Source organism: Bradyrhizobium sp. (genome assembly GCF_004799445.1).
Classification (GTDB): domain Bacteria; phylum Pseudomonadota; class Alphaproteobacteria; order Rhizobiales; family Xanthobacteraceae; genus Bradyrhizobium.
Genome location: NZ_SSNA01000212.1, coordinates 1 through 12,544, shown reverse-complemented (window position 1 = coordinate 12,544; position 12,544 = coordinate 1). Strand labels below are relative to the sequence as shown.

At 65.0% G+C, this 12,544-nt stretch carries 10 protein-coding genes; 1 reads left to right on the top strand and 9 read right to left on the bottom strand.

Annotated elements, in window-relative coordinates:
* Positions 1-25: 25 nt before the first annotated feature.
* The 9 genes from E8A46_RS27805 to E8A46_RS27765 form a co-directional block, all read right to left on the bottom strand.
* Entirely contained in the window at positions 26-1,108 is a 1,083-nt protein-coding gene (locus tag E8A46_RS27805; protein WP_291568024.1) for an alpha/beta fold hydrolase, read from the bottom strand.
* Positions 1,109-1,440: 332 nt separating this feature from the next.
* On the bottom strand, positions 1,441-2,109 hold the full coding sequence (locus E8A46_RS27800; protein ID WP_291568022.1) for a hypothetical protein: 669 nt from the start codon (positions 2,107-2,109) through the stop codon (positions 1,441-1,443).
* A 59-nt stretch (positions 2,110-2,168) separates the two neighbouring features.
* Positions 2,169-2,924 carry a hypothetical protein gene (locus E8A46_RS27795; protein WP_291568020.1) on the bottom strand — a complete coding sequence of 252 codons (756 nt, stop codon included), beginning with the start codon at positions 2,922-2,924 and terminating at the stop codon, positions 2,169-2,171.
* A gap of 303 nt (positions 2,925-3,227) precedes the next feature.
* Positions 3,228-4,445, bottom strand: a complete 1,218-nt coding sequence (locus E8A46_RS27790; RefSeq protein WP_291568018.1) for a M48 family metalloprotease — start codon at positions 4,443-4,445, stop codon at positions 3,228-3,230.
* Between the two features lie 146 nt (positions 4,446-4,591).
* The gene (locus tag E8A46_RS27785) at positions 4,592-5,152 is read right to left on the bottom strand and encodes a LemA family protein (protein ID WP_291568016.1); all 561 of its coding nucleotides are present in this window, start codon (positions 5,150-5,152) and stop codon (positions 4,592-4,594) included.
* A gap of 243 nt (positions 5,153-5,395) precedes the next feature.
* Positions 5,396-6,367, bottom strand: a complete 972-nt coding sequence (locus tag E8A46_RS27780; RefSeq protein ID WP_291568013.1) for a small ribosomal subunit Rsm22 family protein — start codon at positions 6,365-6,367, stop codon at positions 5,396-5,398.
* Between the two features lie 200 nt (positions 6,368-6,567).
* On the bottom strand, positions 6,568-10,032 hold the full coding sequence (smc, locus tag E8A46_RS27775) for a chromosome segregation protein SMC (protein ID WP_291568011.1): 3,465 nt from the start codon (positions 10,030-10,032) through the stop codon (positions 6,568-6,570).
* Between the two features lie 239 nt (positions 10,033-10,271).
* The gene (locus tag E8A46_RS27770; RefSeq protein ID WP_291568009.1) at positions 10,272-10,928 is read right to left on the bottom strand and encodes a DsbA family protein; all 657 of its coding nucleotides are present in this window, start codon (positions 10,926-10,928) and stop codon (positions 10,272-10,274) included.
* Positions 10,929-11,043: 115 nt separating this feature from the next.
* Positions 11,044-11,523 (bottom strand): DciA family protein, encoded by a 480-nt coding sequence (locus tag E8A46_RS27765; RefSeq protein WP_291568008.1) that lies wholly within the window; start codon positions 11,521-11,523, stop codon positions 11,044-11,046.
* 27 nt (positions 11,524-11,550) lie between these two features.
* Between E8A46_RS27765 and E8A46_RS27760 the strand changes: the two genes are divergently transcribed.
* Positions 11,551-12,544: A/G-specific adenine glycosylase (locus tag E8A46_RS27760; RefSeq protein WP_291568006.1), on the top strand; the 994-nt coding region annotated here is incomplete at its 3' end.

The window sequence follows — 12,544 nt, the reverse complement described above, 5'->3', positions numbered from 1 at the left end:
AGGCCAAGAGACCTAGACGAAGCGCTCAGCCGGTTCGCGTCCCCATGCCCGCCTCGCGCGCGCGCACGATGGCTTGGGCCCGGTTGGGGATATTCAGCTTATCGAAGATGCCATTGATGTGATTACGAACGGTTTTTGGGCTTACTGACAGTTGGCTTGCGATCGCCGCATTGTCGAGGCCGCGAGCGATCAGTTCGAGGACCTCACGTTCGCGCTGCGTAAGTTCGGCAAACGCCGTCCCTTCGGAAGCCTCGGTCCGACCTTGACCGTGAACGAAGCGGGCGATCTCGGCTAAGAACTGTTTCCACGCCGGCTGGTGCTCCAACAGGATGTGATTGCGGCTCTCCAGCGGAACGAATTCCGCGCCCGCGATCGAGCTGGCAACCATGCGGCCTTCCCCGAACGGTACGCGGGCGTCGTTTCGAGCGTGCAATACCAGCGTAGGGCAGCTGATCTTTGGCAACAGGTCGGTGACGTCCATGGCGTCAAATCCTTGGATCAGTCCCACCGCGTTCTCTGGCGAGGTCGACATGCGCTGGAGGTCAGTGAACCAGCGGAATTGCTCCGGTGTGCTTTCGGGGATGAACATCGTCGTGTAGACCTGACGAAATGCCGGATTTTCTCGTCCCCAGCCAAGCTCGACAAGCTTCAGCATCACATTGGCTTCTTCGAGGTCCCGTGCAGATGGGTTGCGCTTCAACCTGCCGCGGGCAAACGCGCCATACAGGACTAGATTGCTGACGCGTTCAGGGTGGCGTGCCGCATAGGCAATCGCCAGCCCGCTGCCCTGGCAGCTGCCGAGCAGGATGAAGCGCTTGAACCCGGCCGCATCGGCCACCGCCTCGAGATCACGAAGATTGGCATCGAACGACAGGTCCTCGACGGTCCGGTCCGACAGGCCGCAACCTCGGCCGTCGTATCGCGCCATGGTGTAGTTCTTCGCCATCTCGACGAGTCGCGGGCGCCAGACGGGACTTTGCCAATCGAATTCCAAGTGGTTGAGCCACGTCGCAACTTCGATCATCGCCGGACCGCTGCCCGTCGTGGCATAGGCGATGCGAACCCCGTCTGAGGCCCTGCAGAAACGGATTTGCGGTGCCTTGAGCATCCCTCAGCTTGCGTGGGAATCGATGCCTTGGCAATCGCTAGATGGGTTGCGACAGATGAGAACGGCGGGTCAAGCCTCGCTACCGGACGGCATGCCTGTGGCACATTTCGGACATGGCGCGATGTCCGACTTGAGTCCGGAATGCGCGCCAAAGCCGACGTCCGCCGACCACTTTGAATTTATGAGTTCACGCCCTGGCTTGTTAGAAGGGTCGCTGGTGCCGGCTCTCAAAACGAAAGGCAGCGGCGCATGGGTCCGGCTCGCGTGGAGCCCTACATCGGGCGCCTATATCGCGCGACCCGTTGGCTTGGCCGCGACGACGACCTGATATTTCACGACCTCTGCAAAATCACGCTCAACTCCAGCTCGCGGAAGCTGAGGTAATTCCTGCGGATCCATTGATGGAGTTCGGTCGATGAATCCTTCTCGTGACGCAGGTATTCGGTGAACGAGAACGTCTGCCGGTCGATATAGGTCTTCAGAAACACCGGCAGTGCGGCGATGTGGAGAACCCTGCCGCCGGCAAAGGCCGGGGGCAGTTCTCCGCGCACGACATATTCATTGTCGATCGCCACCAGGGCGGTCGGAGGAATCTGTTGCTGCAGCATCGGATAGCCGCGCGCCGAGGCCCGGTCGGTATCGCCGATAAACAGCACGATCGGCGCCACGCCACGCCGCGCGGCCTCCTTGATGAATCCGATTTCCTCGGACATCTTGAAGAATTCGTCGAACGCGTGGAAGCCGAGGTCGATCACCTTGGCGATCCCGTCATTGACGATCAGGCGGTCCATCAGCGCCATCTTGCCGAAGGTATCGTCGACCTCCGCGGTCTCGGTAATATCAGGCAGATATTCGAGCAGCGACGGCTCTTTCAGATTGATGTCGAAGGCCACGACCGCGCCGTTCTTGAGCAGCAGAAATTCGCTCAACTGCCGCGCGATCAGCGTCTTGCCGACCAGCGGACGGGGCGAGCAGATGATGTAAACGGGTGTGTCGCGCATCACGCGCTATATCGGGCGAATTTGACGCCTAATCCAGCCCAATCATATCGGGCAGGCAATTATTTTTCGCCGCCGCGCACGCCGGATTTGCCGGAGCCGACCAGATCGGTCAGCTTGATGCGGTCGAACTCGCTCCAGACGTTGGCCAGCCAGTGGCGGACATAACCGCGCAGCACGAACGAATAGTTCTCGGCCTCGTCGTGGACGCCCTTGTTGGCGACGAATTTGAGGAACGGAACCGAGGCGACTTCGACCTGCTCGTAGGCCATTTCGTTGAGTTTGGGGATGGTGAGCTCGGTGGCGTCCTTGATGCGGTGGAAGTACGAATTGTAGGTAGCCTGATCCCACTGGAAGAACTGGGTGTCGTTGATGAAGTTCTTGACCAGGAAGTATTTCGCGCCCTGCATGAAATTGGCGGTTTCCGCGATTTCGTCGAGCGAGGCGATCGAGGGGCCGAGAATATGGAACACGGCAAACGTGATCTGCCCGGACTTGGCGGCATCGAGAAAGCCGATGTCGCGCAACGAGGCCAGGGCCGGCGACAACAGGCCGGCGCGGACGTCGATCACGGTGACCGAGGGACTGGCCGCATTCAGCGTATCGAAGATTTTCATCTGGTCCGACGTCGTCGTCATGTCGACGATCTCGGTGATGTCGGGGTGGAAGCGCTTCAGCGTGCCGCGCGGGGATTCGGTGTCGAAGGCGCGGGTGGGCACGTTGTTGGCGCTGAAATAATCCAGCAGGGTTCGCGAGACCGTCGTCTTGCCGACCCCGCCTTTGTCAGCGCCTACCACAATCACTACTGGTTTCGCCATGAGCTTCCCTTATGCGCCATGCTTGATGGGGGCATCGTCCCGGAACTAGGACGCCTGTTTCCCGACAACCGGTATCGGCCCTGGAACATGCCCCGTACCCCCGACCGGCTGGGTGCCCCTCGCGCGACCGGAACGCCCCCGCCTGCTTTGGGCGCGAACATGGCAGAAACAAGGGAGAATTCAATTCATTAGACGGCCGGGTAGGGTTAATCGTGCCAGCTTCGTTAATGCGCGGAGGAGTCCGGGAGCGCCGCTCTCCCGACGGGAGCGCACCCCGCGTTGCCGAATAAGCCGGTTCGCCCCTCAGTGGCGGCCCCACGGGCCGGCGGGATTGCCCCAGGGACCGGGTGAAGGACCCGGTGAGGCGCCCGGCGAGGCGCCGGCCGGATCGGAGGCGTCGCTCCAGGGGCCCTTCGGCAATGGCGGCGGGATCTGACCGGTTGGGGGCTGCGGCTGATCGTCCGGCTCATCCGTCTGATCCGACGGCAGTGCCAGCGGTCCGGGATCGTGCCCGCCGGCGTATTTGACCAGCGCCTCGACGCGCGATTCCACCGAAGGATGGGTCGCAAACAGGTCGGCAAACCCCTCGCGCGGATTGTCGAGGCATAATTCCATTACCGCCGAAGTCGCACCGGGAAGCTCGCCGCGGTTCTCGATCTTGCGAAGCGCGGAGATCATGGCGTCGGGATTTTTGGTGAGTTCGACCGAGCCCGCGTCGGCGAGCAGTTCGCGCGACCGCGACAGCGCCAGCCGCACCAGCTGCGACAACAGCCAGGCCAGCGCGATCAGGGCGACCGCGACGATGATGACAATGACGGCGCCGCCGCCGGAACCCTTTCGGTTGTCCGACGACGAGGAGGAGGATGACGACGACGATGAAGATGACCACGAGCCGCCACCATAGCCGCCATAATAGCCGAAGTTGGTAAAGCTGCGAAAGAACAGCTCGGCGAAGAAGCCGACCACGCCGGCAATGATCACCGCGATCACCATCATCTGCACGTCGCCGTTGCGGATGTGGGTGAGTTCGTGGCCGAGCACCGCCTCGATCTCCTGATCGTTGAGCGCGTTCAACAGGCCGGTGGTGACGGTGACGGCATATTGTCTGCGGTTGAGCCCGGTGGCATAGGCGTTGAGCGCGTCGCTTTCGATGACCTTCAGTTTCGGCATCGGGATGCCGCGCGAGATGCAGAGGTTTTCCAGCAGATTGTAAAGCCGGGGCTGCTGCTGCCGCGTCACGTCCTCGCCGCCGGTCACGGCGTCGACGATCGATTGATGGAAGAAATAGGCGATCACGATCCACAGCGTGGCGGCCCCGGTCGCATAGGGCAACGCCTTGAAGAGGTCGCGCGCCGCCGCCGCCAGATAATAGTCGACCGGCGCATCGCTATTGATCACCACTTCCGCGATCAGCGCGCTGGCATAGACCATGACATAGACCAGCGCGAACAGCCCGGCGAGCAACAGCATCGAACGAAATCTGTTCGATGCGATATGCGTGTAAAGACCGTACGCGGCCATGATGGGTCCAAGTATGCTTTACGCGGCCGTCATTGCCTGCGACAAACGCGAAGCGTTTGCGCAAGGGAGCACTTGCGACGAAGCAATCCATGCTTCTTTGATATTTATGGATTGCGTCGCTTCGCTCGCAATGACGGTAACGGGGGTCAGAACTTCACCTGCGGCGCCGCCTCGACTTCGGTCCGGGAGGCGCCGAGGTCGAAGAAATCCTTGCGGGTGAAGCCGAACATGCCGGCGAACAATGCGGCGGGCATCTGCTGGATGCCGGTGTTGTATTCGGAAACCGCGTTGTTGAAGAAGCGGCGGCTGGCCGCGATCTTGTTCTCGAGGTCGGACAGTTCGCTCGCGAGTTGCTGGAAGTTGGCGTTGGCCTTGAGGTCCGGATAGGCTTCCGACAGCGCGATCAGCCGGCCCAGCGCGCCGCTCAGCTGGTTTTCCGCAGCCGATATCTGCGCCGGTCCCTGCGCCGACATCGCGGAATTGCGCGCCTTGATCACCTCGTCGAGCGTGCCGCGCTCGTGCGCCGCATAGCCCTTCACGGTCTCGACCAGGTTCGGGATCAGATCATGGCGCTGCTTGAGCTGCACGTCGATGTCGGCGAAGGCCTGGCCGACGCGCTGGCTGAGCGCGACCAGCCGATTATACGCGCCGAGCGCGAAAAGAACGAGGATGACGAGGACGCCGATAACGATCCAGCCGGTCGACATGGCACTAAGCTCCTGATGGGACAACGAAGGGTGACAGTTTAGAGCATTTTCCGTCTCGATTGAATCGAAACGGGGCTCTAGATTCTTGATTTGACGCGTTTTCTTGACGCGAATCGATCTCCACTTCGCTTGAAAACGCTTTAACGGAATTTGAAGGCGCGCGGCAGCCGCCACGAGGTGGGTATCGCCTTGGTCGGTGGCAAGGCGCGGATAGTTCAACGACAAGGGGGACGCGGGTTAACTTTAGTCCATCGTCGCATCGCCCCAGCGCCAGCGCCGGGCGCGTGCGTAGGTCGTTTTGTCGCGGTGCGGTACCTTTGCGATTCGCAGGCCCTCGGCGCTGCACAGCTTCGCCGTCACCTCGACCTTGCTGACGATGGGCTGCGCCAGCACGCGGGCAGGGTGTCGCGCGACCGGCGTACGTGTCAGCGCGACATAGCTGAATTTTTCGTCCTCGAAGGGAAGCTCGGCGCCCTTGACCTGCATGTGCGCGCGCAGACGCGGCAGGCGCTGGGTGAAATGACACCAGTCCGGCGCCTGCAGCGGACACGCGCCATCGTGCGGGCAGGGGACCGCGACATGCGCGCCGGACGCGATCAGTTGCGCCCGCAATGCGATCACCCGCCGATAGCCCGCCGGCGTGCCGGGTTCGACGATCAACAGCGTGTCGCGGGCTTTCGCCCACAATTGTTCGGCGAGCGCGCTTCGCTCCGCGTCGCCGACTTCCCCGATCATGTAGCTTGCCACCACGAGATCGGCCGGCGCGGCATCCGCCAGCGCGGCGCGGGCTTCGCCCCGATGGTAGGTGATTTGCTTCAGCCGCGTGCTGTCGCGGCCAAGATCCAGCGCCAGCGCGCGCAAGGCGGAATTGGCATCCAGCAGCGCAAAGCTGCGCAGCGAGGCAAACGTCTCGGCTGCGGCCCAGCTCGCCGTTGCCGGCCCGGCGCCGACGTCGAGCAGGCTTTTCGGCGCGAAGTCTGGCCGGAGCTCACACAGCGCGTTCAGGCTTGCGGTCACTGCCGCATAGGTCGCGGGCATCCGCGCCAGCGCGTAGGCCAGCGCGTCTTCCTCGGAGGCGATCGCGCCGGAGTTGCCGCCATCGCGGTAGTTCCTCGAGATCAGCGCCGCGCGTTCGGCGGCGTCGCTCCGCGACAGACCCTGCAGCCTGGCGTCGAGCGCGGCTCTCAGTTCGGCGGGAAGGTCGGGCGGGGTCATTTCTTCACCCTCCCCTGAAGGGGGAGGGTCGCCTGCTGCAAGCAGGCGGGGTGGGGTGATGCCACGCCGGCGTTCATCGCTGCCATCAACCTTCATGGTGAGGTGTCACCCCACCCCGGCACCCATCTCGCTACGCTCGATGGTTGCCGACCCAGAGAGCGAGCTTCGCTCGTCTCGACCCCTCCAGGGGAGGGTGACCTTTACGCCACGTGCTGGTCGAGAATCTTCACGGCGTCTTCGAGGTCGACCGACACCAGCTGCGACACGCCGCGTTCGGCCATGGTGACGCCGAACAGGCGGTTCATCCGCGCCATCGTGATCGGATTGTGGGTGATGATGATGAAGCGCGTCTCGGTGGTCGAGGTCATCTCGTGCAGCAGGTTGCAGAACCGCTCCACATTGTGGTCGTCGAGCGGCGCGTCGACTTCGTCCAGCACGCAGATCGGCGACGGGTTGGTGAGGAACACCGCGAAGATCAGCGCCAGCGCGGTCAGCGCCTGCTCGCCGCCCGACAACAGCGACAGCGTCTGCGGCTTCTTGCCGGGCGGCTTGGCGATGATTTCCAGTCCCGCTTCCAGCGGATCGTCGCTCTCGATCAGGTGCAGCGCGGCCTCGCCGCCGCCGAACAATTCGACGAACAGCCGCTTGAAATGACCATTGACGGTTTCAAACGAGGTCAACAGCCGCTCGCGGGCCTCGCGGTTGAGGCTCTGGATGCCCTGGCGCAACCGCTTGATCGCCTCCACCAGATCATCGCGTTCCGTGGTCAGCGAGGTGTGCTGGGTTTCGACCTCGCGCAGTTCTTCCTCGGCGCGCAGATTGACCGCGCCCAGCCGCTCGCGGTCGCGGCGCAGCTTTTCGAGATTTTCCTCGATCTCGGCAAGCGGCGGCAATTCCGCGCCCGGTTCGATTTCGGCAAGGCCGGCGACCGCATGCGGCTCGACTTCCAGCATGTCGTGGATTTCGCGCTCGATGTCGATCAGGCGGCGCCGGGCGCCGTCCATGCGCTCTTCGGCGCGGGCGCAGGCCTCGCGCGCGCTTGAGAGCGCCTCGAGCGAAATCTTGGCGGCGCGATCGGTTTCCGCCATCAGGTTCTCGGCGGATGCCAACGCGTCGGCGGCGACGCGGCGGGCGTTTTCAGCCTGCTCGATTTCATTGATCAGCGCGCGGCGCTTTTCCGCAAATACCGCCGGCGCATTCTCAAGTTCGGCGCGTTCGGCCTTGACCTCGGTGACGCGGGCCTCGATGGTTTCGATTTGCGAGGCAGCACTTGCCTTGCGGCTTTGCCACTCGTTGTGCTCGGCCGTGATCGCCTGCAGGCGGCGGTCCGCCAGCTCCGCCTCGCGCGCCAGCGCCTGCGCCTCGGCCCGCACCTGCGCCGCGACGCGGCGATGCCCGTCAATGTCGGTTCGAACCTCGGCGAGCCTGGTTTCGGTGTCGAGACTGGCGGGCAATTCGGCCAGCGCCGCATTCGCGCTCTCAAGCGCGCCCTGGGCCTCGGTGCGGTCGGCCGCGAGACGGGTGTGGGCTTCGGTCAGCGCCGATTTGCGCGCCGCGTGGCGGTTGATCTCGCGCTCGGTCGCGGCGTGACGTTCGCGCGCGCTGTCGGCTTCGCGCTGGGCGGCCCGCCACGCATCGCGCGCCGACGTCTCGCCAGCGGAAGCCGCCTTGAGCTCGGCCTCGGCGGCCTCAAGGGCCTGCCGCTTGGCGCCGGCGTCGATCCGGGCCTGCTCGAGTTCGTTCTCGATGTCGACCAGACGGGCGCGCTCGGCGAGCCGCCGGGCCGCGCCGGTTGGTGCATGGGCGGCAGCGACGAAGCCATCCCAGCGCCAGACGTCGCCTTCGCGCGACACCAGCCGCTGTCCGGTCTTGAGGTGCGACACCAGCGCCGCACCTTGTTCGCGCGCGACGACGCCGATCTGCGCCAGGCGGCGTGCCAATTCGGCGGGGGCTTCGACATGCGCAGCGAGCGGCTCGACGCCCTCCGGCAGCACGGGATCGCCCTCGGTCACGCCGGCATTGGTCCAGCGCATCGGCGCCGACGGATCGACGGGGGCATCGAGATCGTCGCCGAGAGCGGCGCCGAGCGCCTTCTCGTATCCCTTGGCAACCGTGATGCCGTCGATGATCGGCGGCCACAGATTCTTGCTCTCGCCGTTGACGAGTTTGGAGATCGTGCGCGCTTCGGTCTCGAGCCGCTGCACGCGCTTGTCGGCTTCGTTGAGCGGCGCGCGGGCGGCTTCCAGCCTGGCGCGGGCGGCGACATGGCCGGCCTCGCTGGACTGCGACGTGCTTTCAGACTGCGCGAGGCTTTGCTGCGCGGCTTCCATGGCGGCGGCGAGTGCCGCGAGGTCGCCCAGCGCGCTGGTTTCCTCCGCCAGCTTCTGCTCGTCGCGGGCGACATTGGCGATATCCTGGTCGAGCCGCGCCAGCCGGTCGCGGTGGCTTTGGACGTTGCCCTCGAGCTGGTTGCGCCGGGCGGTCAGGTCGGCGAGCGCGGTGGTCAGCTCGGCGAACAGCCGCTCGGCGGCGGCCAGCGTGGCTTCGGCTTCGGACACGCGGCCATCGACGCCGCTGCGCATGTCGACGCGCGATTTGATCTCTTCCTTCAGCTCGGTGTCTTCGGTGCCGAGCCGCTGCAGCGCGACTTCCGCATCGGAGGCCTGCTGCTGCTCGCGGGCGATATCGGCCGAAAACTGCGTCAGCCGGCGGTCGAGCTCGGCGACGCGCTCCTTGGCGCGCTCTTCCTCGCGGTCCAGGGTTTCGCGGGCATTGGTGAGCCGCTGCAGTCCGGACGCGGCGCGAGCCTCGGCCTCGCGCAGCGCCGGCAGTTCGGAGGCGCGCACCGCCTGGATACGGGCCGCCTCGGCCTGTTCGCGGGTGCGTTCGGCCATCTCGCGGACGCTGAGGTCGTGGGTTTGGGTCGCCTCCGATACGCCGGCATTGGCCTCCAGCCAGCGCAAATGAAACAGCAGCGCTTCGGCCTTGCGAACCCGGCTCGCGACTTCGCGATAGCGGATCGCCTGCCGCGCCTGCTTCTTCAGGCCGTCGATCTGCCCGGCCAGCTGCCCGATGACGTCCTCGACCCGGGTGAGGTTGGTCTCGGCGGCCTTCAGCCGCAGCTCGGCCTCGTGGCGGCGGGCATGAAGCCCCGCGACGCCGGCGGCATCCTCCAGCACGCGGCGGCGCTGCTCGGGCTTGGCCTGAATGATCTCGCCGATCTTGCCCTGGTGCACCAGCGCCGGCGAACGCGCACCGGTCGCGGCGTCGGCAAACAGGATCTGGACGTCGCGGGCGCGCACGTCGCGGCCGTTGATGCGATAGACCGAGCCCGCGTCGCGTTCGATCCGGCGCGAAATCTCCAGGATCTCCCGGTCGTTCATCGCGGCCGGCGCCGAGCGATCGGAATTGTCGATCGTCATCACCACTTCGGCGTGGTTGCGCGACGGACGGTTGCCGGAACCGGCGAAGATCACCGCGTCCATATCGGCGGCGCGCAGCGATTTGTGCGAGGTTTCGCCCATCGCCCAGCGCAGCGCCTCGACCAGATTGGATTTGCCGCAGCCGTTCGGCCCGACCACGCCGGTGAGGCCGGGTTCGATCACGAAATCGGTGGGCTCGACGAACGACTTGAAACCGTGGAGGCGAAGGCGGGTCAGCTTCATAGGCGCAGATTCTCTGTTGGCAGGGCGCGAATCTCCCTGCCGGGACAATACCATAGAAGGCAATGTCGGTGTGTGGGTGAGTCGCTTCTAGCGGCTCTCAGGGGAGCGACAATGGCGAGGCCGGGGCCGGAGAGCAACCGTCGCCCGGGGCTTTTCCCAAGGGTTTTATAGAGGGTTTTATAGAGACTTTTACCGGGGTTAGGCGGCTTTACGGGTTCCCGCAGCGCTGCGGCAAAACCTCAGCTCTTCAGCAATGATTTGATCCGCTTGTCGAATTCCTCAAACGTGGTCTCGCCCTTGATCTTCTCGCCATTGAGGAAAAAGGTCGGGGTCGAATCGACCTTGAGCACCTCGGAGGCGTATTTCTGGTCGGCGACGATCTTGTCGAGCAGCGCCTGGTCCTTGAGGCAGGCCTCGACCTGCTGCTGGGTGAGGCCGGCCTGCTTGCCGATCCGGGTCAGCGTTTCCGTGGTGTTCTTCATCACCCAGTCGCTCTGCTGCTTGAACAGCATGTCGGTCACCGCAAAGTATTTTGCGGAATCGTCCTTGGCGATGCAGCGCGACAGCATCGAGCCCGCCGCGGCCTTGATGTCGAGCGGGAATTCGCGGAACACATAACGAAGCTTGCCGGTGTCGATATAGGCCGCCTTGATCTTTGGGAACACCTCTGCATTGAAGGCCGCGCAATGCGGGCAGGTCATCGACGCGTATTCGGTGATCGTCACCGGGGCGTTGGCCGGCCCGAGCGCCATGTCCGGCAGCGACACCGGCTTGGCCACATCGGACGCCCCCTGGGCCATGGCGTCTGCGATCAGGCGCAGCGGCGAGAACCCAACGAGAGCGGCAAGCCCGGTCAGCGACAGGGCGGCGGTGAAGGCGCGGCGGGTAATGATCAAGGTCTGCTCCCGAATTGGCGCGTTCACGCCCGAAGAACCCAAGCAAGGCTGTTGGCTAGCTTGAAACGACAATTGTGGCAATGGCAGGCCGCGATCGGCGAACTTGGCGGCCGGCTCAATTTCGCTTGATCGACGCCCCGAGCCGCGCCAGCGCGGCGCGCAACTCCTCGTCCTCGACCGAGGACAGGGTTTCGGCGACCTGCGCCACCGATTTGGCGTCCGGGGCGCGGGAGGCCGCGGGCCGGGCCCGGCGCGACAACGGCGCCTGCCGCAGCGCCAGCCGGCCGACCGCGCTCCAGCCCAAGAAGCGGTTGACGCGTTGCAGGATGACGTCGGAGGCGTGCTGGATTTCGAGCGCCATCGGGCCTTCCACCCGCAGCACCAGCGTCGCCGGCTCCTGGGGTTGTCCCTCCACCGGCCGCGGCCACTGGATCTTCAGGGGTTCGCAATGCGCTGACAGTTCAGGACCGGCGATTTCGGCCCAGCGCATCACCAGCTCGCGCGCCGCAAACCCCTGCTTGGCGTAGGCGTCGGAAAACACGCCGCTGAGCAGGACGGAAAGCGGCTTTGCGCTGATCGGGCCGGGCTTGTTCATCGGGGGACGCTTTGCGTACATATCGGCATGAGTCTATCAGGCGCCGCTGTCAGGCGAAAGAAAGTATCGCCCGCCGATCGCGATCGGGCGGAAAATGCCCGTCCCGCGCTGCTGCTCGAATGGTACGACCGGCATCGCCGGGCGCTGCCATGGCGTCCGGTGTCGGGCGGCCGCGCCGAGCCCTATGCTGTGTGGTTGTCGGAAATCATGCTGCAGCAGACCGGCGTCAAAACCGTAGCGCCGTATTTCGAAAAATTCCTGGCGCGCTGGCCGGATGTCGCAGCACTCGGTCGTGCGTCGCTCGACGATGTCTTACGGATGTGGGCCGGGCTCGGATACTACTCCCGCGCGCGCAATCTGCATGCCTGCGCGGTGGCGCTGCTGCGCGATCATGGCGGGGTGTTTCCGGACACCGAGGAGGGTTTGCGCGCGCTGCCGGGCATCGGGCCTTATACCGCCGCCGCCATCGCCGCGATTGCCTTCGGCCGCCGCACCATGCCGGTCGACGGCAATATCGAGCGCGTGGTGTCGCGGCTGTTCGCGGTCGATGCGCCATTGCCGCAGGCGAAGCCGCTGATCCAGAAACTGGCGACCACGTTGCTGGGCGACTCGCGCGCCAGCGACGAGAGGTCTCGCGCTGGCGACGTGAAGTCACGCGCCGGCGATAGCGCGCAGGCGCTGATGGATCTGGGTTCCTCGATCTGCACCCCGAAGAAGCCGGCCTGCGCGCTGTGCCCGCTCAACGAGGATTGCGCGGCGCGCGCGCGCGGCGATCAGGAGATTTTTCCGCGCAAGGCGCCGAAGAAGTCGGGCGAAATGCGGCGCGGCGCGGCTTTCGTGGTCAGGCGCGGCGATGAGCTTCTGGTCCGCACCCGCCCCGCCAAAGGGCTGCTCGGCGGCATGACCGAAGTGCCGGGCTCACTTTGGATCGCGGCGCAGGACGGCGAGGCGGCTAGAGGCCAGGCGCCGGTGCTGAACGGCGTGGCGCGCTGGCATCGCAAGGCGGGCGTGGTCAGCCACG

What these genes read in the sequence shown, in the direction of transcription:
- E8A46_RS27805 (WP_291568024.1), bottom strand. Translation starts at nt 1,108, where the DNA reads ATGCTCAAGGCACCGCAAATCCGTTTCTGCAGGGCCTCAGACGGGGTT.
- E8A46_RS27800 (WP_291568022.1), bottom strand. Translation starts at nt 2,109, where the DNA reads ATGCGCGACACACCCGTTTACATCATCTGCTCGCCCCGTCCGCTGGTC.
- E8A46_RS27795 (WP_291568020.1), bottom strand. Translation starts at nt 2,924, where the DNA reads ATGGCGAAACCAGTAGTGATTGTGGTAGGCGCTGACAAAGGCGGGGTC.
- E8A46_RS27790 (WP_291568018.1), bottom strand. Translation starts at nt 4,445, where the DNA reads ATGGCCGCGTACGGTCTTTACACGCATATCGCATCGAACAGATTTCGT.
- E8A46_RS27785 (WP_291568016.1), bottom strand. Translation starts at nt 5,152, where the DNA reads ATGTCGACCGGCTGGATCGTTATCGGCGTCCTCGTCATCCTCGTTCTT.
- E8A46_RS27780 (WP_291568013.1), bottom strand. Translation starts at nt 6,367, where the DNA reads ATGACCCCGCCCGACCTTCCCGCCGAACTGAGAGCCGCGCTCGACGCC.
- smc (WP_291568011.1), bottom strand. Translation starts at nt 10,032, where the DNA reads ATGAAGCTGACCCGCCTTCGCCTCCACGGTTTCAAGTCGTTCGTCGAG.
- E8A46_RS27765 (WP_291568008.1), bottom strand. Translation starts at nt 11,523, where the DNA reads ATGAACAAGCCCGGCCCGATCAGCGCAAAGCCGCTTTCCGTCCTGCTC.